20 protein-coding genes and 1 pseudogene are annotated in these 21,780 nt (G+C 68.4%); 12 read left to right on the top strand and 9 right to left on the bottom strand.

The window, feature by feature from the left end; genetic code table 11:
- Positions 1 to 76: 76 nt before the first annotated feature.
- The gene (locus A9G05_RS01325; RefSeq protein ID WP_069559265.1) at positions 77 to 619 is read left to right on the top strand and encodes a YaeQ family protein; all 543 of its coding nucleotides are present in this window, start codon (positions 77 to 79) and stop codon (positions 617 to 619) included.
- A 29-nt stretch (positions 620 to 648) separates the two neighbouring features.
- On the opposite strand, the gene A9G05_RS01320 is transcribed toward A9G05_RS01325, so the two are convergent.
- From A9G05_RS01320 to A9G05_RS01305, 5 genes and pseudogenes are all read right to left on the bottom strand, one after another.
- On the bottom strand, positions 649 to 1,875 hold the full coding sequence (locus tag A9G05_RS01320) for an NRAMP family divalent metal transporter (RefSeq protein ID WP_069559264.1): 1,227 nt from the start codon (positions 1,873 to 1,875) through the stop codon (positions 649 to 651).
- An 85-nt stretch (positions 1,876 to 1,960) separates the two neighbouring features.
- A pseudogene (locus A9G05_RS27015) lies at positions 1,961 to 2,074 on the bottom strand (DUF1445 domain-containing protein); the annotation flags it as partial.
- The gene (locus A9G05_RS01315) at positions 2,071 to 3,009 is read right to left on the bottom strand and encodes a biotin-dependent carboxyltransferase family protein (RefSeq protein ID WP_069559263.1); all 939 of its coding nucleotides are present in this window, start codon (positions 3,007 to 3,009) and stop codon (positions 2,071 to 2,073) included. The gene A9G05_RS01315 and the pseudogene A9G05_RS27015, both read right to left, overlap by 4 nt.
- Positions 3,006 to 3,710 (bottom strand): allophanate hydrolase subunit 1, encoded by a 705-nt coding sequence (locus A9G05_RS01310; protein WP_069559262.1) that lies wholly within the window; start codon positions 3,708 to 3,710, stop codon positions 3,006 to 3,008. The genes A9G05_RS01315 and A9G05_RS01310 overlap by 4 nt, the downstream gene beginning before the upstream one ends.
- Positions 3,707 to 4,456 carry a 5-oxoprolinase subunit PxpA gene (locus tag A9G05_RS01305; RefSeq protein ID WP_069559261.1) on the bottom strand — a complete coding sequence of 250 codons (750 nt, stop codon included), beginning with the start codon at positions 4,454 to 4,456 and terminating at the stop codon, positions 3,707 to 3,709. Before A9G05_RS01305 ends, A9G05_RS01310 begins: the two co-directional genes overlap by 4 nt.
- Before the next feature lie 360 nt (positions 4,457 to 4,816).
- Here A9G05_RS01305 and A9G05_RS01300 point away from each other — a divergent pair, with 360 nt between their 5' ends.
- Both A9G05_RS01300 and recJ read left to right on the top strand, forming a co-directional pair.
- Complete coding sequence (locus A9G05_RS01300) at positions 4,817 to 5,344, top strand: winged helix DNA-binding protein (protein WP_069559260.1); 528 nt, start codon at positions 4,817 to 4,819, stop codon at positions 5,342 to 5,344.
- A gap of 47 nt (positions 5,345 to 5,391) precedes the next feature.
- Entirely contained in the window at positions 5,392 to 7,107 is a 1,716-nt protein-coding gene (recJ, locus tag A9G05_RS01295) for a single-stranded-DNA-specific exonuclease RecJ (RefSeq protein WP_069559259.1), read from the top strand.
- A gap of 22 nt (positions 7,108 to 7,129) precedes the next feature.
- Here recJ and A9G05_RS01290 read toward each other — a convergent pair whose 3' ends face one another.
- From A9G05_RS01290 to A9G05_RS01275, 4 genes are all read right to left on the bottom strand, one after another.
- Positions 7,130 to 7,438, bottom strand: coding sequence for a hypothetical protein (locus tag A9G05_RS01290; RefSeq protein ID WP_069559258.1), 309 nt, complete (start codon positions 7,436 to 7,438; stop codon positions 7,130 to 7,132).
- Positions 7,435 to 7,965 (bottom strand): thiamine pyrophosphate-binding protein, encoded by a 531-nt coding sequence (locus A9G05_RS01285; protein WP_069559257.1) that lies wholly within the window; start codon positions 7,963 to 7,965, stop codon positions 7,435 to 7,437. The genes A9G05_RS01290 and A9G05_RS01285 overlap by 4 nt, the downstream gene beginning before the upstream one ends.
- Positions 7,962 to 9,143 carry a PepSY domain-containing protein gene (locus A9G05_RS01280; protein WP_069559256.1) on the bottom strand — a complete coding sequence of 394 codons (1,182 nt, stop codon included), beginning with the start codon at positions 9,141 to 9,143 and terminating at the stop codon, positions 7,962 to 7,964. The genes A9G05_RS01285 and A9G05_RS01280 overlap by 4 nt, the downstream gene beginning before the upstream one ends.
- A gap of 210 nt (positions 9,144 to 9,353) precedes the next feature.
- Positions 9,354 to 9,656 carry a DUF1883 domain-containing protein gene (locus A9G05_RS01275; protein WP_044400048.1) on the bottom strand — a complete coding sequence of 101 codons (303 nt, stop codon included), beginning with the start codon at positions 9,654 to 9,656 and terminating at the stop codon, positions 9,354 to 9,356.
- Between the two features lie 386 nt (positions 9,657 to 10,042).
- Between A9G05_RS01275 and A9G05_RS01270 the strand changes: the two genes are divergently transcribed.
- The 9 genes from A9G05_RS01270 (at position 10,043) to A9G05_RS01230 (ending at position 21,759) form a co-directional block, all read left to right on the top strand.
- Complete coding sequence (locus A9G05_RS01270) at positions 10,043 to 11,467, top strand: cytosine permease (protein WP_069559255.1); 1,425 nt, start codon at positions 10,043 to 10,045, stop codon at positions 11,465 to 11,467.
- Positions 11,464 to 12,300 (top strand): nitrilase family protein, encoded by an 837-nt coding sequence (locus A9G05_RS01265; RefSeq protein WP_069559254.1) that lies wholly within the window; start codon positions 11,464 to 11,466, stop codon positions 12,298 to 12,300. Before A9G05_RS01270 ends, A9G05_RS01265 begins: the two co-directional genes overlap by 4 nt.
- 261 nt (positions 12,301 to 12,561) lie before the next feature.
- The gene (locus tag A9G05_RS01260) at positions 12,562 to 13,593 is read left to right on the top strand and encodes an ABC transporter substrate-binding protein (protein ID WP_139131052.1); all 1,032 of its coding nucleotides are present in this window, start codon (positions 12,562 to 12,564) and stop codon (positions 13,591 to 13,593) included.
- A 148-nt stretch (positions 13,594 to 13,741) separates the two neighbouring features.
- Positions 13,742 to 14,848, top strand: coding sequence for an NAD(P)/FAD-dependent oxidoreductase (locus tag A9G05_RS01255; RefSeq protein WP_069559253.1), 1,107 nt, complete (start codon positions 13,742 to 13,744; stop codon positions 14,846 to 14,848).
- A 599-nt stretch (positions 14,849 to 15,447) separates the two neighbouring features.
- The gene (locus tag A9G05_RS01250) at positions 15,448 to 15,804 is read left to right on the top strand and encodes a DUF3509 domain-containing protein (RefSeq protein WP_069559252.1); all 357 of its coding nucleotides are present in this window, start codon (positions 15,448 to 15,450) and stop codon (positions 15,802 to 15,804) included.
- Positions 15,805 to 16,036: 232 nt separating this feature from the next.
- On the top strand, positions 16,037 to 18,295 hold the full coding sequence (locus tag A9G05_RS01245) for an ATP-binding protein (protein ID WP_371850546.1): 2,259 nt from the start codon (positions 16,037 to 16,039) through the stop codon (positions 18,293 to 18,295).
- Positions 18,296 to 18,301: 6 nt separating this feature from the next.
- On the top strand, positions 18,302 to 18,763 hold the full coding sequence (locus A9G05_RS01240; RefSeq protein ID WP_069559250.1) for a response regulator: 462 nt from the start codon (positions 18,302 to 18,304) through the stop codon (positions 18,761 to 18,763).
- A gap of 36 nt (positions 18,764 to 18,799) precedes the next feature.
- Complete coding sequence (locus tag A9G05_RS01235; RefSeq protein WP_069559249.1) at positions 18,800 to 21,187, top strand: response regulator; 2,388 nt, start codon at positions 18,800 to 18,802, stop codon at positions 21,185 to 21,187.
- Entirely contained in the window at positions 21,184 to 21,759 is a 576-nt protein-coding gene (locus A9G05_RS01230) for a biliverdin-producing heme oxygenase (RefSeq protein ID WP_069559248.1), read from the top strand. Before A9G05_RS01235 ends, A9G05_RS01230 begins: the two co-directional genes overlap by 4 nt.
- Positions 21,760 to 21,780 lie beyond the last annotated feature (21 nt).

Below are 21,780 nucleotides of genomic sequence, written 5' to 3'. Positions count from 1 at the left end.
CCGCTGTACGGGCCGGGCACGGGGGGCGCTTTCAAGGTAGACTTGCCGCCTTTTTTCGCCAACCAGGAAGCCCTTAATGGCCCTCCAAGCGACGCCTTACAAAGTCGAACTCAACCTCACCGACCTGGACCGTGGCGTCTACGAGACCCTGCGCTTCACCGTGGCCCGGCACCCCTCCGAGACGGAGGAGCGCCTGGCGGTCCGCCTGATCGCCTACGGCCTCTGGTACCACGAGCAACTGGCCTTCGGCCGTGGCCTGTCGGACGTGGACGAGCCGGCGCTGTGGGAGAAGAGCCTGGACGACCGCGTGCTGCACTGGATCGAAGTCGGCCAACCCGATGCCGAGCGCATCACCTGGTGCTCGCGCCGCTGTGAGCGCTTCAGCCTGCTGGCCTACGGCAGCCTGCGAGTGTGGCAGACCAAGGTGTTGGACAGCGTGCGCAACCTGAAGAACATCAACGTCGTCGCCGTCGGTCAGGAAGCTCTGGAAGAACTGGCCCGCGACCTGCCGCGCTCCATCGGCTGGACCCTGATGATCAGCGACGGTTCGCTGTTCATCACCGACGAGCGCGGCCAGCACGACGTGCCGCTGGAATGGCTGGCCGGCGAACGGGGTTGAGCATGTCCGCCGAGCCGCCGGCCTCGTGCTCAGGCCTGCCAGAAGCTCAGCAGTGAGTTGAACGACAGGCCCACGCCAATGGCCGTTGCGACGATCGCCAGGACGCCGAAGGCCAGCATCCAGCCCGGGTGCCGGTAGTCCTGGCCGACGATGGCCGGTTTCTTCGCCGCCCACAGGATGCAGCCGAGCGCCAGGGGCAGCACCAGTGCGTTGAGTGCGCCCGCCACCACCAGCACCTTCACCGGCTGCCCGACCAGGCAGTAGATCAGCGTGGAGCAGGCGATGAAGGCGATCACCATGCGCTGGTTGTGCGTGCGGATGCCGGGGTGCAGCGAATACATGAAACTGACGCTGGTGTAGGCCGCTCCGATGACCGACGACAGCGCCGCCGCCAACAGCACCACGCCGAACACCTTGTAGCCGATGGTTCCCATGACGTGGCCGAACACCGAAGCTGCGGGGTTGCCCGGGTCCAGTTTCAGGCCCTGGCTGACCACGCCGAGCGTGGCAAGGAACAGGCAGATGCGCACGATCCCGGTGGTCAGGATGCCGGCGACGGCCGCCCGGGTTACCGCGCCGACATGCTCGATGCCGGTGATGCCGGCTTCCACCAGACGATGGCCGCCTGAAAACGAGATGTAGCCGCCGACCGTGCCGCCAACCAGGGTGATGATCGGCAGCAGCAGGATCAGTGGATCGTCGGGCTGGACGCTGTGCAGCAGGGCGTCTTGCAGGGGCGGACTGGATTGCAGCATGGCGTAGCCGATCATCCCCAGCATCACCAGGCCGAAGAACTGCATCAGTCCGTCCATCACCTGCTTGGCGTTGCGCAGCAGGAAGAGGGCGATGATCGCGGCAGCGGCCAGCAGGGAACCGATGAGGGGGGGCGTTCCGAAGATGACGTTCATGGCCAGCCCGGCGCCAGCGATGTTGCCGATGTTGAAGGCGATGCCACCGAGCACGATCAGGGCCGAGATCAGATGGCCGGTGCCTGGCAGTACGCGGTTGGCGATGTCCTGGCCACGCAGGTTGGCGACGGTGATGACCCGCCAGATGTTGAGTTGGGCGCCGATGTCGATCAGCAGCGAGAGGACGATGGCGAAGGCGAAACTGGCCAGGTACTTCTCGGTGAACAGCGAGGTCTGGGTCAGGAAGGCAGGGCCGATGGATGAGGTCGCCATGATGAACACGGCGCCGCGAAGGACATGGCGCTGACTGCCGGAAGCATTCCCGGCGGAGGGCGGGGTCGATTGCATGGATTACCTTCTCGTTGTTGTTGTTCTGGAGGTGGGCAGGTCAGTGAAGCGCCCATCTGGTGGTTCAAGCCGCTCGGTCACCGCCGATCAGCAGGTTGGCCTGGGCATAGCCATTGGCCAGGCCAATGGCCGGGCCTTTGAAGTCACCCGTGCGAATCCGTTGGCGCAATTGCGCGGGTGGCAGGTCCGCGAGGCTCATGGCGTGGCCCTCGTGGGGCAGCGTTGCCATTCGGCCAGCAACTGGCGCTGCTGGCCCTGTGCTTCATAGAGGGCGATGGGGCGCAGGCGCACCTGGCTGCCGGGCAGGCATTGCGCCAGACGCGCCACTGCCAGCGGGGTCAGGGCGCCCAGGCGCGGGTAGCCGCCGATGGTCTGGCGGTCGTTGAGCAGGATGATGGGCTGGCCGTCGCTGGGCACCTGGATCGCCCCCAGCGGTACGCCCTCGGACACCATCGCCTGGTGCGCCCCAACGAGTGCCGGCCCAGTCAGGCGGACGCCCATGCGGTCGGCCCGCGCGTCCACCTGCCATTCATGGTTGAAGGCATCGAAGAGGCTCTGACCGCTGAAGTCGCCGATCTGGGCGCCGAGTACCACGTCCAGGCGCGGCGTCCCGTCGAGCGAGGGAATCCGCACCGATGGCATGGAGCGTCGGCACGCTGGCGCTGCTCGCCAATGCAGGGTGTCACCGGGGGCCAAGGGGCGACCGTCACCCCGCAGGCCACCGAGGCCCTCGCGAGCCACGGTGGCGCAGCTACCGAGAACCGTTTCGACGGCGAAGCCGCCGGACGCCGCCAGGTAGGCCCTGACCCCCTGGCGTGGCTGGGCGAAGCGCAGGCGTTGCCCCTTGGCGATGCAAAAGCTCCGCCACGGCATCAGGGGCTCGCCATCGAGGCTGGCCCCCAGGTCTGCGCCGGCCAGTGCCAGGCAGCCATCCTGCTGGGCGAGCAGGGCGAAGTTGCCCAGCACGATTTCGATCACCGGTGCTGCCAGTTCGTTGCCCAGCAGCCAATTGGCCCAGTAGTGGGAGTACCAGTCGGCACTGCCGCCCTGGGTCACGCCGAGGTGCCGCACGCCGAAGCGCCCGCTGTCCTGCAGCGTGGCAAGGGCTCCACAACGCTCTATCAACAGGCTCATGGGGTGACCTCGAACGGGCTGTCGTCGCCGCCCAGACGTATGAACTCGTCCCGCTCGACCGGTACGAAACGCACCCGGTCGCCTGGGCGCAAGAGGCTGTAGCCTTCCAGTCGGCGGTCGAACAGCAGGGCCGGGCTACGCCCTATCAGGTTCCAGCCGCCGGGGGACTCCACCGGATAGATGGCGGTCTGTCGGTCGGCGATGCCCAGGCTACCGGCGGCGACACGCTGGCGCGGCGTCTCCAGGCGTGGGCTGGCCAGGCAGGCGTCGACCAGCCCCATGAAGGCGAAGCCCGGCGCGAACCCCAGGGCGAACACCGGGTAGGTGCGGGCGCTATGGCGTGCGATCACACCACTGATACCCAGCCCGCTGCGCTCCGCGATTCGCGTCAGTTCGGGGCCGACACTGGGGTGATACCAGACCGGCACTTGCTGTTCGCGCCCCCTCGCCTCGGCCATCGGGTGCACGTCCTCGAACGCCTGGGCGATGCGTTCGCGGGCCTGCCGGTCATCCAGTTGCACAAGGTCGTATTGCAGCAACAGCGTGGTGTAGGAGGGCACCAGGTCCACCAGGGCGGCGCCGAACGTCTCGCGCAGGCGCGCGGTTGCCGCCAGCAACCAGGGCATGTTGCCTTCATCGATCCGCTCGAACAGCCGCAGGATCAGGCTGTCGACACCGGCCACTTCGATGCGTGGCGTCATGCTTCCAGGTTCCGCAATGCCTCGCGGATGCGCTGTACGGCGGCCACCGAGCCGGCATTGTCGCCATGCACGCACAGGGTGTCGGCGCGCAGGTAAAGGGCGCTGCCGTCGCTGGCGCGCAACGCTTCGCCGCGCGCCAGGGCCAGCGCCTGTGCCACCACGCGATCGGCATCCTCATGCACCGCATCCGGCTGGCTGCGTGACAGCAGCCGCCCGTCGGCGTCGTAGGCGCGGTCGGCGAATGCTTCGAGCCACAGTTGCAGGCCCATTTCGTCGGCCATGGTCTGCGCCGCCCGGTCATCGCGCGTGGCCATCAGCATCAGCGGCAGGCTGGCGTCGTAGGCGACGACGGCGCGCATCACTGCACGCAGTTTGGCCGGCTCCCGCATCATGTCGTTGTACAGCGCGCCGTGGGGCTTCACATAGCTGACCCACGTGCCCTGGGCACGGCAGATGCCATCCAGCGCTCCGATCTGGTACAGCAACATCGCTTCGATCTCGTCGGGGCTGCAGGCCATCGAGCGGCGCCCGAACCCGGCCAGGTCCGGGTAGGCGGGATGAGCACCGATGCGCACGTCGTGCTTCACGGCCAGCGCGACAGTTCGGCGCATGGTGAGCGGCTCCGAGGCGTGAAAGCCGCAGGCGATGTTGGCGCAGTCGATATGGGGCATCACTTCGGCGTCAAGGCCCATGGTCCAGGCGCCATAGCTTTCGCCGATGTCACAGTTCAGGAGTAGGCGGCTCATCGGGTTCCTCTGGTTGTCTTCACATGGCCCGACAGGTCGGGTGGGAATCTCGCCGGCATTACGATGATAAAACGCAGATAAAATATCAATATATTTTTATTGTTTCGCCGGCGCGCCATTCCGACGCGACGTCACCTTTGCTGTATGCTTGCCCACCCAATTCACCCGCGGCCAGGCGGGCACCTCTAAAGACGACCTGCGTTGTCATTGCGGCGTTGAAAACAGGCTCATGCACGAGTCCGGTCAAATGCTCACTTACCCTGCGTAACTGCGCTTTTTCGCCTGTTTCTGCCTTGCACTGACGGCCTCGCCGACGTTTCAGAGGCACCCAAGTGGCCGTCCGCAGCCATGGATCGCAAGATGGTCGACGCCAAATCCGTCCGCTCTCAACGCTCCTCCATCGTGGCCTCGGCCCACCTGGCCGAGCAGTCCGAAGAGCTCTCCGAACTCGAGTACGCCATCATCATTTCCAGCAACGCGTTCTCACGCTGGATGGGACGTTGCATGCGCGCTGCCGGCGAACTGGAGATGAGTGCCCTGGATGTGATGGTGCTGCACAGCCTCACCAGTCGAGACCGCGCAAAGCGCCAGGCGGATATCTGCCTGCTGCTGAATATCGAAGACACCCACACGGTGACCTACGCCCTGAAGAAGCTGGCCAGGCTGGCACTGGTCGAGGGCGAGAAGCAGGGCAAGGAAGTGTTCTACCGCACCACCGAGAAGGGGCGGGCCCTTTGCAAGGAGTACGCCGAGATTCGGCGTGAATGCCTGATCGCCTCGTTCGAGAACCTCAACATCGATCCTGAGGAGATCCACCGCCTGGCCGGCATGCTGCGAGCGCTTTCCGGTCTCTACGACCAGGCCGCCCGTGCCGCCACTTCCCTCTGACCCGATGGCCGCCCACCTCGCAAGCCTCTGCTGAACACTGGACTCCCATGCGCATCGAGCCCCGCCCCCTGCCCACCACACTGCCCGACCTGGGCAACCTGCCGCCCCTGCTGACCCGCCTCTACGCCGCCCGTGGCGTGAGCTGCGCGGAGGAGCTGGACAAGGGCTTGGCGCGGCTCATCCCCTACGCCCAGATGAAGGGCATCGACGCCGCGGTGACGCTGCTGGTGGAGGCCCTGGAGCAACGCCAGCGTATCCTCTTCGTCGGTGACTTCGACGCCGACGGCGCCACCGCCAGTTGTGTCGGCGTGCTCGGCCTGCGCATGCTCGGCGCCGCCCACGTCGACTACCTGGTGCCCAACCGCTTCGAGTACGGCTACGGGCTGACCCCGGAGATCGTCGCCGTCGCCCTGCAGCGCGAGCCGCAGCTGCTGGTGACCGTGGACAACGGCATCTCCAGTGTCGACGGCGTGGCCGCCGCCAAGGCCGCCGGGCTCAAGGTGCTGGTCACCGACCACCACCTGCCGGGCCCGGAACTGCCGGCGGCGGACGCCATCGTCAACCCCAACCAGCCGGGCTGCGAGTTCCCCAGCAAGTCCATGGCCGGGGTCGGGGTGATCTTCTACGTGCTGCTGGCCCTGCGTGCGCGCCTGCGCGAGCTGGACTGGTTCGCCCGGCGCGGCATGGCCGAGCCTAACCTCGCCGAGCTGCTGGACCTGGTGGCCCTGGGCAGCGTCGCCGACGTGGTGCCGCTGGATGCCAACAACCGCATCCTGGTGCACCAGGGCCTGGCGCGCATCCGCGCCGGCCGTGCCCGTCCCGGCCTCAAGGCACTGCTGGAGGTGGCCGGCCGCCCGGCGGCGCGCATCACCTCCACCGACCTCGGCTTCATCCTCGGCCCGCGCCTCAACGCCGCCGGCCGCCTGGATGACATGAGCCTGGGCATCGAATGCCTGCTCTGCGAGGACCAGGCCCTGGCCCAGGACATGGCCGTGGAGCTGGACCAGCTCAACCAGGACCGCAAGCAGATCGAGCAGGGCATGCAGCGCGAGGCCCTGGCCCAGCTCAAGGACCTGCCCCTGGAAGACCTGCCGTTCGGCCTTTGCCTGTTCGAGCCGGACTGGCACCAGGGCGTCATCGGCATCCTCGCCTCGCGCCTCAAGGAGCGTTACCACCGCCCGACCATCGCCTTCGCCGATGCCGGCGACGGCCTGCTCAAGGGCTCGGCGCGCTCGGTGCCGGGGTTCCACATCCGCGATGCGCTGGACGCCGTCGCCGCCCGCCATCCGGGGCTGATCAGCAAGTTCGGCGGCCATGCCATGGCCGCCGGCCTGTCGCTGCCGGTGGAGCATTTCGGCGCCTTCGCCAGCGCCTTCGACGCCGAGGTGCGCCGCCAGCTCACCGAGGACGACCTCACCGGTCGCCTGCTCTCCGATGGCCAGCTCAGCCTGCAGGAATTCCACCTCGAACTGGCCCGCGCCCTGCGCCAGGCCGGTCCCTGGGGCCAGCACTTCCCCGAGCCGCTGTTCCACGGCGTGTTCCAGATCGCCCAGCAGCGCCTGGTGGGCGAGCGCCACCTGAAGCTGGTGCTCAAGAGCGAGTGCGGCTCGCTGCAGTTGGACGGCATCGCCTTCAACATCGACCGCGACGTCTGGCCGAACCCCACCGTGCGCTGGGCCGAGCTGGCCTACCGCCTGGACGTGAACGAGTTTCGCGGGCAGGAGAGCGTGCAACTGATGGTGGTGCACATCGCTCCGCGCTAGCACCCTGTTCCCGCCCGCGCGCTCAGCGCGGGCGGATCGCCTCGGGCTCCACTTCCGCCGTGTGCCCGGGGCCCAGTTCCAGCAGGACGTGGAACGCCCCGGTCGGGCGTTCGAAGGTGAAGCTGGAGTCCTCGCCCAGGGTGCCGTGGATGAGCACCTGCCCGTCATCGTCGAGCACGTCCAGGGTCGCCCCCGGCGTGGCGGTGCCGTCCGAGAGACCGCCCACGCAGCGCACCTGCGTGGCGTCCAGGGCCTGGCATTGGCAATAGATCCCGTGGCCCCAGGCGTTGCCGCCGGCCAGCAGGAGCAGGGCACCGAGCCAGCGCTTCATCGGCCACCTCCGCGTTTGCCGAGCCAGGCCACCACGTCGGGGGAGGCCTGGGCGAGGGGCAGGGCGGCCTGGTGCACCGAGCCATCCCAGCCTTCCACCGTCAGCCACAGCTCGGCATCCGCCGGGGCGTCCTCCGGGATGCGCACTTCCGCCAGGCGCCGGTAGGGGCTGCCCGAGGCGAGGGCGCCGGCCGCGCGCAGGTAGCGCGGCTTGCCCACCCGCAGGTAGGCCGCCTTGATCGCGGCGTCGCACTCGCGGCAGAACGCCAGGCTGAAGTCCTTCATGTAGCCGGCCTTGCCTTCACGCACCGGCTCGCCCCGTTCCCATTCCGCCAGGCGCACGCGCCAGGGGCCGACCGCCAGCTCGCCGATGGGGCGCTCGCCCAGGCCCTGGAGGCCGCGCTCCAGGCTGGCCTCGTGGAAGTAGGCGGGCATGTAGCCGAGGGGGATGAGCACCAGCAGGGCACTCAGGTGGAAGCGCCAGCGCAGCCAGAGGCGGGCAGGGCGGGAGCGGACGGGGGCGGTCATTCGGTCACCTCGGTGGCGGGGCGCGGGGCGGGCCGTGGGCGGGGCGGGCGTTTCATCGCCTTGGCGGTGGCCAGCACGGTGCGTTTGCTCCAGATCAGCAGGCCGCTGAGCACCATCATCGTCAGCAGCAGGCCGAACACGAACCACACCAGCTTGACCCAGATGCCGCCGAAATCGCCGGTGTGCAGCGGGCGCATGGACTCGGTGACGAACTCCAGGGCGTTGCGGTCGCCGAGCAGGTGCGAGCCCAGCAGGGTGCCGTCGTAGGGGTTCACCTCGGCGGTCTGGAACATCAGCGGGTACCAGCCCCGACCGCCCACCTCCAGCGGGGTGAAGGCGTCCGCCGGGAAGGTCACGAAGCTCACGTCGAAGCCGGGGATGGTGCGTGTCGCCACCTCCACCGCCTGGTCCACGCCGATGCGCGGCACCGGCTGGCCGGGCTCGGGGCGCGGCAGTGCCTCGCGGGCGATCAGCGTGGGCGGGCCTTCGCTGGAGATGGAGATGTGGTTGTCGTAGAGCACCGCGCGGATCAGGAACCAGGTGCCGGTGACGGCGATCACCGCGATGAACCAGATGGACCAGATGCCCACCAGGCGGTGGAAGTCGCCCCAGAAGATCCGCGCGCCCTGGCGGATGCGCAGGGTCGGCCGCAGGAAGCCGCGCCAGAAGCGCTTGTACACCACCAGCCCGGTGACCAGCGAGGCGAGCATCGGCAGGGCCAGCAGCGACACCAGGTACCAGCCCCAGCTGTAGCCGTTGGTGAAGGGCACCAGCCACCAGCCGTGCAGGGCGCGGGTGAACTGGCGGAAGTCGAACAGCGGGCTGCTGCCCTGGATCACCCCGGTGTACGGGTTGACGTAGAGCGTAGCGGTGCGGGTGTCGGGGTAGCTGACCGCCGCCGTGAGGGCGAAGTGGTCTTCCTCCGGCTTGGCCAGCCATTCGATGGCGGCATCCGGCTGCTGGCGGGCGATGGCGGCGACGACCTGGTCGAAGCCGAGGGGCTGGGCGTCATCGGCGGGGCGGGTGGCGCGCACGTCGGGGTTGGCCAGCCAGATGATCTCCTCACTGAGCACCGCCAGGGTTCCGGTGGCGCAGACGAGGAAGACGAAGAACCAGATCGGCAGGGCCAGCCAGCTGTGGACCAGGAACCAGGTTCGCGAGCGGGACTTCTTGGACATGGCGGGGCGCGGTCCTGACTGTTCGGGGCGATGAAAAAGACCGCCCGCCAGGGTGGCGGGCGGCGGATCGACCAAAGGGGCGCTCGGCACCGGCCCGCCCCGGCAAGGGCGCGGCAGATGCATGGAGAGGAGTGCCTAACAGTAAGGACGGATGAGCGCGGAAAAACCGACAGGGTCAGGTGAAAGAAAATGTTTCCGCGCCGGCCGGGCTCAGCCCATGTGGGAGCTGGAGCGGCGCACGAACTTGATGGAGTGCTTCAGGGTGGGCTTGCGGGTGACGCTGATGGCGCGGCGGGTCACCGTGTCGATGGTGATGTTCCAGAAGCCGGTGCTGGGCACCGTGATGCGCGCCGGGAAGCGGTCGAAGGCGCCGCCGTGGTAGGTGTGGCGGCCGCCGTTCTTGAAGCTGCGGAAGTTGGCATCGCTCATCAGGCGGATGTTGCAGACCTGCGAGCACTCGATGACGACCAGGTCGCCTTCGTTGAGGTGTTCGCGTTGATGGATGAACTTCATGGCAAGGCTCCGGAGCAGGGGTGACGCGGGGGCGCAACGATAGCACGGCCGGCCCGCGTCCCGCTGCCCCGGGCGCGGCGTGCGCGACGGAATGCGGGGCCTGCATGGGGCGAGTGGCCGGTGCCATGAGGCATGATCCTCTGCTCCTGTGCTCACATACGGGCCCTACCCCTGCTGTGTCGCGATAGTTTGCAGAATCCGCAACTGAGTATTTGTCCTGTCCGATGTATCCCGAGCAACCGCTTGGCTAGAGTCCGGCGCACAACCATTACAACAACGCCGAGCACCGCCATGCCTGACGCCTCGTTCGCCCTGCGCCCCGTCCCCTCGTCCTGATCCGCGCCTGTCGCTGCGCCTTCAACTTCCCTGCCCGACGAGGACTTCCCATGACTCAACACCGCGACGCGCGCCCGATGATCGAGGTGCGCTCCATCGACTACGTGCCCCGCCACGAACGCCACGGCAAGGTGTGGCACCAGGGGCCGTTCTGGTTCACCGGCAACTTCGTGCTCACCACCCTGGTCACTGGCTTCACCGGGCCGGCCCTGGGGCTGGGGGCGCTGGGTTCGATCCTGGCGATCCTCATCGGCGTGTGCATCGGCACCTTCTTCATGGCCTTCCACGCCAATCAGGGGCCGCGCATGGGCCTGCCGCAGATGATCCAGTCGCGCCCGCAGTTCGGCGTGCGCGGCGCGGTGGTGCCGTTCCTCGCCGTGGTGTTCGTGTACATCGGCTTCAACGTGTTCAACGTCATCCTCGCCACCGACGCTATCAACACCGTGCTGCCCGGCGCGCGCACCCCCTGGTACGTGCTGCTGGTGGGGCTGGCGGTGCTGCTGGCCATCGTCGGCCATGACCTGCTGCACGCCGTGCAGCGCTGGCTGACCTGGCTGATGATCGCGGTGTTCGGTGCCCTGACCCTGTTCGCCGTGACCCGGCTCAGCGCTGATGCCGCGTTGCAGGGCAGCGGCTTCAGTTGGAGCGCCTTCCTCGTGCAGCTCTCGGCGGCCGCCGGCTACCAGATCAGCTACTCGGTGTACGTCTCCGACTACTCGCGCTACCTGCCGGAGGAAACCCCCGCCGGCAAGGTCATCTTCTGGACCTACCTGGGGGCCGGTGCCTCGGCACTGTGGCTGATGTCCCTCGGCGCCTTCCTCGCCTCGGCCCTGCCGGCGCCGGACGCCATCGGCAGCGTGCGCGAGCTGGGCAACCAACTGCACGACGGCTTCGGCACCCTCATCGTGCTGGTGGCGGTGCCCTCGCTGGTGGGCATCATGGCGGTCAACTGCTACGGCGCCATGCTCACCGGGCTCAGCGCGCTGGATGCCTTCTCCCGCGTGCGCCCGACCCTCGGCGTGCGAGTGGCCGGCATCAGCATGGTGGCGCTGGTGATCCTGCTGGTGGCACGGATGATCCCGGAGAGCTACCTGGGCAGCTTCAACACCTTCGTGCTGCTGATGCTCTACTTCCTCGTGCCGTGGACGGCGGTGAACCTGGTGGACTTCTACCTGGTGCGCAAGGGCCGCTACGCCATCGCCGAGATCTTCAACCCCGAGGGCGTCTACCGCGGCTGGTCGCGCCCCGGCCTGGTGGCCTACGGCCTGGGCCTGCTGGCCATGGTGCCGTTCATGTCCCTGAACTTCTGGAGCGGCCCCTTCGCCACCGCCCTGGGCGGTGCCGACATCGCCTTCGCCATCGGCCTGCCGGTGGCCGGCCTGGCCTACTGGCTGCAATGCCGCCACCAGGACCGCAGCGAGGAAGAACGCCTCGCCGCCCTCGACCCGCAACGTCTGGAGGACCCCTGCCCATGAACACCCGCCCCGTCGCCCCGGTGAAGGTCGCCTGCTGCCAGGTGGCGCCGCGCATCGGCGAACTGGCCCACAACCGCGCCCTGGCCGAGGGCGCCATCCGCCGTGCGGCCCTGGAGGGCGCACACATCATCGTCCTGCCGGAGCTGGTGCAGAGCGGCTACCTGTTCCGCGACAAGGCCGAGGCCCTGGCGCTTTCCGAGCCCCTGGAGGGCCCGGCGGTCAGCCACTGGCAGGCCCTGGCGCGGGAGCTGGGGGTGGTCATCGCTGCCGGCTTCTGCGAGCGCCGTGACGACGGCGAGCTGGCCAACAGCGCCGTGCTGGTGGACCCGGACGGCCTGCGCGCGCATTACCGCAAGGCCCACCTGTGGGATGCCGAGAAGGCCCTGTTCATCCCCGGCGACGCGCCGCCGCCGGTGGTGGACACCGTCCACGGCCGCCTGGGGCTGATGATCTGCTACGACCTGGAGTTCCCCGAATGGGTGCGCCTGCCGGCCCTGGCCGGCGCCCAGTTGCTCTGTGCCCCGGTGAACTGGCCCCTGGGCCCGCGTCCCCAGGGCGAACGCCCGGCGGAAGTGGTGCGGGTGCAGGCCAACGCCGCAGTGAACCGCATGTTCATCGCCGCCTGCGACCGCCATGGCCACGAACGCGGGCAGGACTGGGTGCAGGGCTCGGTGATCGTCGATGCCGACGGCTTTCCCCTGGCCGGCCCGGTGGAGGGCGGCGAGCGCCTGCTGCTGGCGACCCTCGACCTGGCCCAGGCCGACGACAAGCGCATCAGCAGCCGCAACGACGTCCACGGCGACCGCCGCCCAGCGCTCTACCAGGCCCTCTGAGGGGCCTGCCTCCCTTTCTGCGTAAAACGTGAAACAGGCACGCCAGGGCCTGTGAAGCAGTCGTCACTGTGACGGAGTGCATACCCTTCGGTGAGCGATGGGTTCAGACTACAGGCCCCCGTTTCACAACGGCGACAAGGGTGCCGAGGGTGGCTTCGCTGCGCGACGCCAGGCATCCGGTCCGTCATCACAAACACAATAAAGGGGCGACCGGTCACAGCGCCGTGCCCCGCGAACCAACAGCAAAAGAGGGAGTTTTCCATGGTTGTTGCGGTAAGACGCGCCCTGGGCCTGGCGCTGGCAGTCACCTGCCTGCCGGCCTCGGCGGATTTCGTCACGGTCATCACCTTCGGCGGTGCCAACAAGGACGTGCAGAAGGAAGCCTTCTTCAAGCCGTTCAAGGCCAGCACCGGCGACGCCGTGGTCCACGGCTCGTACAACGGCGATCTCGACAAGCTCAAGCACATGATCGACATCAGCCACGTGACCTGGGACGTGGTGGAGGTGGAAGCCCCCGAATTGGCACGCGGCTGTGAAGAGGGCCTGTTCGAGAAGATCGACCCGGCCCTGGTGGGCAACCCCAGCGACTTCGTTCCCGGCACCCTGCAACCCTGCGGCGTGGGCATCTTCGTCTGGTCCACCGTGCTCGCCTACGACGCCGCCCGCATCAAGGACGCCCCGCGCGGCTGGGCCGACTTCTGGGACCTGCGCAAGTACCCCGGCAAGCGCGGCCTGCGCCATGGCGCCAAGTACAACCTGGAATTCGCCCTGATGGCCGACGGCGTCGCGCCGAACGAGGTCTACCAGGTGCTCGACACCCCCGCCGGTGTCGACCGCGCCTTCCGCAAGCTCGACGAGATCAAGTCCAGCGTCGTCTGGTGGAAGTCCGGCGCCGAGCCGGTGCGTGCCCTGCAGGACGGCAAGGTGGCCATGAGCTCCGCCTACAACGGCCGCATCGCCACCGCCCAGAAGGAGACCCGCAGCCTGGCCATGGCCTGGAACGGCAACATCTACGACTTCGACTACTGGGCCCTGCCCAAGGGCTCGTGGAAAGGCGAGCTGGCGAAGAAGTTCGTCCACTTCGTCAGCCAGCCGGACCAGCAGAAGGCCTTCGCCGAAGGCATCTCCTACAGCCCGGTGAACAACAAGGCGATCGCCATGATCAACCCGGCCATCGCCGCCACCCTGCCCACCGCCCCGCAGAACATCAGCGATGCCCTGCCGATGAACGTCACGTTCTGGGCGGCCCATGCCGACCTCGAAGCGCGTTTCGAGAACTGGGTGAAGAACTGACCCCGCCCCACCATGAAGCGGCCGTCCAGGCCGCTTCGTTTTTCCGGCAGCGTCTTCCGCTGCGGTCGACGTCGGGCCCGCGCCTCTGGCACGCTGCGCCAGCCCCGGTACCGCGTTGCCGGGCAGCCGCCTGACAGGGAGCGAAGCGATGGCAGTGGATATCGAATGCGTGGTGGTGGGGGCCGGCGTGGTCGGCCTGGCCGTGGCCCGCGCACTGGCCCAGGCAGGGCGCGAAGTGGTGATCGTCGAAGCGGCCGACGCCATCGGCACCGGCATCAGCTCGCGCAATTCCGAAGTGATCCACGCCGGCATCTACTACCCGCCAGGCAGCCTCAAGGCGCGCCTGTGCGTCGACGGCCGCCATCGGCTCCTGGCCTTCTGCCGCAGCCACGGTGTGGCGGTGCAACCGCTCGGCAAGCTGATCGTCGCCACCGATGATGCCCAGGTGGCGCCGCTCCAGGCCCTGCTGGCGCGGGGGCTGGCCAACGGCGTGGATGACCTGCGCCTGCTGAGCCGCGACCAGGCCCTGGCGCTGGAACCCGACCTGCACTGCGTGGCCGCGCTGCATTCACCGTCCACCGGCATCGTCGATTCCCACGGCCTGATGCTGGCGCTGCTCGGCGACGCCGAGGCCGCCGGCGCCGCCCTGGCCCTGGGTTCGCCGCTGCTGTCGGCGCAGGTGCAGGGCGACGGCTTCCGGCTGACGGTGGGCGGCGACAGCCCGACCACCCTCGGTTGCCGCCTGCTGGTCAACGCCGCCGGCCTCGGCGCCCCAGGCCTGGCCGGCCGCATCGACGGGCTGCCGGCCGCCCATGTCCCGCGTGGCTACCTGTGCAAGGGCCATTACTTCAGCCTTGCCGGACGGGCGCCGTTCAGCCGCCTGGTCTACCCCGCGCCGGAAGCCGCCGGCCTGGGCGTACACATGACCCTCGACCTGGGCGGCCAGGCCCGCTTCGGTCCCGACGTGCAATGGACGGACACCGAGGACTACCGGGTCGACCCACGTCGCGCCGACGGCTTCTACGCCGCCATCCGCCGCTACTGGCCGGGCCTGCCCGACGGCGCGTTGCAGCCGGACTACGCCGGCATCCGCCCGAAGATCAGCCGCCCCGACGAGCCCGCAGCGGACTTCCGCATCAGCGGCCCCGAGGACCACGGCATCCCCGGCCTGGTGAACCTGTTCGGCATCGAATCTCCCGGCCTCACCTCCAGCCTGGCTATCGCCGACGTGGTGCGGCAGGCGTTGGCGCGTTAGGGGCGAGGTGCTGCCCGTAGCCCGGACTTCAGTCCGGGGATGTCCTGCACCATTTCCCTGGGCTGAAGCCCAGGCACGGGGGCGAGTGCTGCCTGTAGCCCGGACTTCAGTCCGGGGATGCCCCGCACCATTTCCCTGGGCTGAAGCCCAGGCTACGGGGGCGAGTGCTGCCTGTAGCCCGGACTTCAGTCCGGGAGTGCCCCACACCGTTTTCCCTGGGCTGAAGCCCAGGCTACGGGGGCGAGTGCTGCCTGTAGCCCGGACTTCAGTCCGGGGATGCCCCACACCATTTCCCTGGGCTGAAGCCCAGGCTGCGAATTGCCGTCGGGCCATCACATTGCTGAAACCTTGCCGCCGAGGTGTTGCCTGATTCTGGGAGGCGGCGATGAGCAGGCGCTTATCTGGATGCGCCAAGGCGTGGGTTCGATCTTGCATTTTGCAAGGCGATCAACGTGCCATCGTGCAGGCTGCATATATCAAACTGCCTTCATCGCAAATAAATTACTTTTAAATCAAATAGATAGATTTGACGTTCGGCTGGCATGTGCCCTGCAAATGCCTGGGTCAAAAAGCCCAATCCACTGACAGGGAGCCGAACAATGCAGATCGCCATCAAGGAATTCTTCGACGCTTTTCCCGGTTACGAAGTGTCCATCCGCCCGCGTCCGGACGGCATGTTGCTGCTGACCCTGGGCAAGGACGGCGATGAGCCGTTGCGCAAGGCCATCCCGAGCGATGCGGTGTTCTGCACCGAGCGGGTGCGCAGGGTGATCCGTGAGATGCAGCGGGAAATGAAGCTGGCCTCCGGCGAAGTGACCTGGAAGGGCGAGGGCGACACCTGGCTCGACCGCGAGCTGCCCACCTTCAGCGGTGGCCCGATCCACATCACCGCCGCCAAGACCCTGGTCGAACGCCGCCGCCTGGAACTGCTCAACCGTCGCGCTGTGGCCAACTGAGGCCCGGCGCAGCGGATCGGTGATGACGCCGGTCCGCTGAGGGGGAATTTTTCGCGATTTCCGTACTCCACCATTCCGAAGCCCGTCGGAAGAATCGTTTGCCAGCAACGACTGCTGGTAGAGGTTCTGATAGTTTGTGCCCTCGTTCACGTCAGATCCGGTCTATTCCCCGGTGATTCGTATGGGTTTCCCCCGCCGCGAGAGCACGAAAGGAGATCGCGTTGTGACACCCATCGACAGCACCGAGGACCTGGCGACTGCGAGCGAAGCCTGTGCCAAAGAGCCCATCCACATCCCGGGCAGCATCCAGCCCCACGGTTTCATGCTGGTCTTCGACGAGGGCCGTGGCTGCGTGGTGCAGGCCAGCGAGAACGTCCAGGACTGGCTCGGCCTGCCCGCCGGAGAACTGATCGGGCTCCCGTTCGAGCGCCTCTTCGAACACGCCGCCGTCTTCCAGGGCCGCCTGCAGGGGCTGGCCCTGGAAGACCCCAATCCCTTCCACCTCGGGGACGTGCGCTTCGCCATCGGCCAGGAGTGCTCGCTCCCGGTGGCGATGATGGTGCACCGCCACGATCAGGTGCTGATCGCCGAATTCGAGCCGGCCAGCGACGCCATCGCCGCCTACGGCAATTTCTACCCGTTGGTGCGCAGTTTCATCGCCCGCCTGCAGGACGCCGACAACGTCGACGAGCTGTGCCGCCACGCAGTGCAGGAGATGAAGCGCATCACCGGCTTCGGCCGGGTCAAGGCCTACCGCTTCGACACCGAGGGCAACGGCCTGGTGCTGGCCGAAGAGGCCGACGAGGGCTACCCGCGCTACCTCGGCCTGTGCTTCCCGGCCTCCGACATCCCGGCCCAGGCCCGTGCGCTGTACCGGGCCAACCGCATCCGCGTGATCGAGGACGCCCACTACACGCCCTCGCCGCTGTACCCGGCGCAGAACCCGCTCACCGGGCGCCCGCTGGACCTCAGCTTCGCCGCCCTGCGCAGCGTCTCGCCGGTGCACCTGCAGTACATGCGCAACATGGGCACCCAGGCTTCCATGTCCGTCTCCATCGTGGTGCGTGGCGAGCTGTGGGGGCTGATCTCCTGCCACGACCTGCACCCCCGGGGCGTGGGCTTCCAGACCCGCACCGCCTGCGAAATGCTCGGCAGCGTGCTCTCGCTGCAGATCGAGAGCCGCGAGGCCCACGACCGCACCGAACACCTGCTGGGCCTGCGCCAGCACATCGTCCAGATGCTCTCGGCCATGGCCGACCGCGACAGCATCAGCGGCGGCCTGTTGGCCCAGCCGGAGACCTTCCTCGGCTTCGCAAAGGCCAGCGGCGCAGCGATCATCTCCGCCGCCCGTTGCGACCTGGTGGGCGAGACCCCGCCCCAGGCCCAGGTGACGGCGCTGGTGCACTGGCTGGCCCAGCGCCCTGGCATCACCGTGTTCCACAGCGACAACGTCGGCCGCGACATCGACGAGCTGCCCGAACTCGCCCGACATGCCGCGGGCGTGCTGGCCGTGGCCATCTCGCAGATCCATTCCCACTACCTGGTGTGGTTCAGGCCCGAGCGGGCGCGCACCGTCGAATGGGCCGGGCGCCCTGAAAAGGCCATCGACCCCAGCGGTGGCCTCAGCCCGCGGCACAGCTTCGAACGCTGGCAGCAGACCGTGCGCGGCTACTCGAGTCCCTGGGACCCGCTGGAGATCGAGGGCGTCTGGGAGCTGCGCACCGCCGTGCTCGGCATCGTCCTGCGCAAGGCCGAGGAGATGGCTGCGCTGGCCAGCGAGCTGAAGAAATCCAACAAGGAACTGGAAGCCTTCTCCTACAGCGTGTCCCACGACCTGCGCGCACCGTTGCGGCACATCGCGGGTTACGCCGAGCTGCTGGGGGAATTCGAAGGCAGTCGCCTGTCCGAACGGGGGCTGCGCTTCCTTGACCACATCGGCGAGTCCGCCCGCTTCGCCGGCACCCTGGTGGACAACCTGCTGAGCTTCTCTCAGATGGGCCGCGCGGCCCTGCGCTTCTCCGACGTGGACCTGCAGGCCCTGGTGGACGCCATCCTCAAGGAGATGGAGCCGGACCTGGTGGGCCGCACCATCCAATGGCGCATCGCCGGTCTGCCCACGCTCATCGCCGACGCCGCCTTCCTCCACCTCGCCATGCGCAACCTGCTGGCCAACGCCGTGAAGTACAGCCGCGACCGCGACCCGGCGGTGATCGAGGTCAGTGCCCGCACCGAGGGCGACGAAGTGGTGGTGACGGTGAGCGACAACGGCGTGGGCTTCGACATGGCCTACGCCGGCAAGCTGTTCGGCGTGTTCCAGCGCCTGCATCGCATGGAAGAGTTCGAGGGCACCGGCATCGGCCTGGCCAGTGTGCGCCGCATCATCGAACGCCACGACGGCCGCGTATGGGCCGAGGGCCGCGTGGGCGAGGGCGCCCGATTTCATTTCGCACTGCCCCTGAGGGCGCAGCACAGTCACCTACCCACTGAGTGATTACCCATGCTCAAACCCATCCTGCTGGTCGAGGACAACCCCCACGACCTGGAACTCACGCTGGTCGCTTTGGAGCGCAGCCAGCTGGCCAACGACGTCGTCGTCATGCGTGACGGCGCCGACGCCCTCGATTACCTGTTGCGTCGCAACCACTACGCCCAGCGTGACGACGGCAACCCCGCCGTGCTGCTGCTGGACCTGAAGCTGCCCAAGGTCGACGGCCTGGAAGTGCTCAAGGTGGTGCGCGAGACCCCCGAACTGCGCAGCATCCCCACCGTGATGCTGACCTCCTCCCGCGAGGAGCCGGACCTGCAGCGCGCCTACGAGCTGGGCGTGAACGCCTACGTGGTCAAGCCGGTCGAATTCAAGGAATTCGTCGCTGCCATCTCCGACCTCGGCGTGTTCTGGGCCGTGCTCAACGAGCCGCCGCCGGGCTCGCTGCGACTGCAGCGCCGCCCCGGAAGCTGATACGGCCCGCCGCCCCACAGGAAGCCCCCACACCCCATGCCGCAAACGCCACTCAAACTGCTGCTGGTCGAAGACAGCCCGCGGGACGCCGAACTGGCCCTGCTGACCCTGGAGCGCAGCGGCCTCGAGGTCGACTCGACCCTGGTCTACCACCACGCCGGGGTCGAGCAGGCCCTGGCAGCCGCCCCCTTCGACCTGATCCTCTGCGATTTCATCCTGCCCGGCTCGTCCGGCGCCCAGGCCCTGGAAGTGGCCCGGCGCCTGGCGCCGAAGACGCCCTTCATCTTTCTCTCCGGCGTGTTCGGCGAAGAACACGCGGTGGAGATGATGCGCCAGGGCGCCGTCGACTACGTGCTCAAGCAGAACCTCAGCCTGCTGCCCAAGGCCGTCGGCCGGGCCCTGGCCGAGGTGCGCGAGCGTGAGCGGCGGCGCCGCGCCGAAGAGGCGCTGATGGAGGTGGAAGTGCGCGCGCGCCTGGCCATCGACGCCGCGCGCATGGGCATGTGGGACTACGACCCGCAGACCGACCGGCTGCTCTGGGACGAACGCTGCAAGGCCCTCTACGAACTGCCCCGGGACGCCGAGGTGGACCTGGTCACCTTCTTCGACCGCTGCCACCCCAAGGACCGCCCCCTGCTGGAGCGCAAGGTCCAGGAGGCGCTGGCCGTGGACAGCGGCAACGAGTACCAGGCCGAGTACCGCGTGCAGTTGCCGGGCGGGCGCGAGCGCTGGGTGCTCACCAGTGGCCGGGCCTTCTTCGAGGCGGGGCGCTGCGTGCGCTTCATCGGCGTGCTGCAGGACATCAGCGAGCAGAAGTACGCCACCGAGGCCCTGCAGCGGCTCAACGAAATGCTCGGCGAGCGCGTCGAACGGCGCACCCGCGAGCGCGACCGCACCTGGGAGCTCTCCCGCGAGTTGTTGGCAGTGATGCGCTTCGACATGACCCCCATCGCCCTCAACCCCGCCTGGGAAGACACCCTCGGCCTCACCCGCGCGCAGCTCAACCGGGTGCAGTTGTGGCAACTGATCCACCCCGACGACATCGAGGCGACCCTGCGCGAGACCGAGAGCGTGGCCGACGGCAACGTCTCCACCCGCTTCGTCAACCGCATGCGCCACCCCGACGGCGACTACCGCTGGCTGTCCTGGACCATCGTCCCCGACGAGGGGCTGATGTACGCCGCCGTGCGCGACATCACCGGCGAGCGCGCGGTGCTCGACGAACTGGCCGCCACCAACCAGCGCCTGCGTGAGCAGATCCGCGAACGCGAACGCATAGAAGCGACCCTGCAGCAGATGCAGCGCCTGGAAGCTATCGGCCAGCTCACCGCCGGGGTCGCCCACGACTTCAACAACCTGCTCACCGTCATCCTCACCAGCGCCACCTTCCTCGAACGCGACGTCGAGCGTGGCAGCCACGAGCGCATCCTCGGCCGCCTGCACAACATCCGCGAGGCCGGCGAGCGCGGCGCCAAGCTCACCGGGCAGTTGCTGGCCTTCTCCCGCCGGCAGCGCCTGGAGCCGGTGCCGGTCAACCTCAACGACACCCTGCAGGGCCTGCTGGAGCTGCTGCAGCGCACCCTCGGCGGCGGCATCTGGGTGGAAACCCACACCGCCCCCGACCTCTGGCGGGCACTGGTGGACCCGACCCAGACCGAGATGATCATCCTCAACCTCGCCATCAACGCCCGCGACGCCATGCCCCAGGGCGGCACCCTGCGCCTGGTGACCGCCAACGAGGTGGTGCAGGCCGTCGCGCAGCGCCCCGAAGACCCGGAGCCGGGCCCCTATGTGGTGCTGAGCATCGAGGACACCGGCGTGGGCATGACCGAGGAGGTGCTGGCCAAGGCCTTCGAGCCGTTCTTCACCACCAAGGAGGTGGGCAAGGGCTCCGGGCTCGGCCTGGCCCAGGTGTTCGGCTTCGCCAAGCAGTCCGGCGGCGGCGTCAGCATCCACACCGAGCCGGAGCGCGGCACGCGGGTCAAGGTCTACCTGCCGTGCATCCACGACGACTCCGGCGAGGTTGGCGTCGAGCGTTCGGCTGTGTTGCCGGCGCCGGGGCCGAGCAGCAGCGCGCGGACCATCCTGCTGGTGGACGACGACCCCCGCGTGCGCGAGGTGACTGCCGCGCTGCTGAACGCGCTGGGCTACCGGGTGCTGGAGGTCGGCAGCGGCAGCGAAGCGTTGCAGCGCCTGGAACAGGGCGTCGACCTGCTGCTCACCGACTACGCCATGCCCGGCATGAACGGCGCCGAGCTGGCCAGCCTGGCGCAGCAGCAGCAGCCTGGGCTGCCGGTGATCTTCATCACCGGCTATGCCGAACTGGGCGGGCTCGACCTGCCCGACCAGGTGGTGGTGCAGAAGCCCTTCCGTGAAGCGGACATCGCCGCCAAGCTGCGCGCCGCCCTGGAGGAGCGCCCATGAGGGTGCGCGAGCACCTGCGCCAGGCCGGTGCCCCGTGGCACGAGGCCGTGGACGCCGCCTTCTCCCGCTTCGACCTGGGCCAGGCGGACGGCTACCGCGCCTTCCTGCGCGCCCATGCCCGTGCCTTGCCGGGGCTGGAGCAGGCCCTGGAGCAGGCCGGCATCGCCCGACTGGTGCCCGACTGGCCGGCACGTCGTCGCCGCCACGCCCTGCTGGCGGACCTGGCCGACCTGGGGTTGCCGCCGCCACCGACAGCCGCCTCCAGCCTGGACGCCAGACCGGGCCTGCTCTGGGGCCTGGCCTACGTGCTGGAAGGCTCGCGCCTGGGCGGTCGTCTGCTGGCCCGGCGAGTCACCGGCGCCCAGGCTGACCTGCCTGTGCGCTACCTAGGCCACGGCCAGGACCAACCCCTCTGGCCCGACTTCCTCCGCCAGCTGGAAGCCCACGCCCACGACCTGCCCCAAGCCGACCTGGAGCAGGGCGTGATCCTCGGCTTCCGCCACTTCCTGAATGCCGCAGAGCAGTCCGTAGGATGCGGTGAGTTCGGCGAACCGCATCGAATCCCTGCATGAGGCCGCCACGATGGGCTTCGC

It is taken from the genome of Pseudomonas sp. ENNP23, from assembly GCF_001728945.1.
GTDB classification, from domain to species: domain Bacteria; phylum Pseudomonadota; class Gammaproteobacteria; order Pseudomonadales; family Pseudomonadaceae; genus Metapseudomonas; species Metapseudomonas otitidis.
Note: the sequence above shows the minus strand (reverse complement) of the source record. Positions and strands in the feature narration are given on the sequence as shown.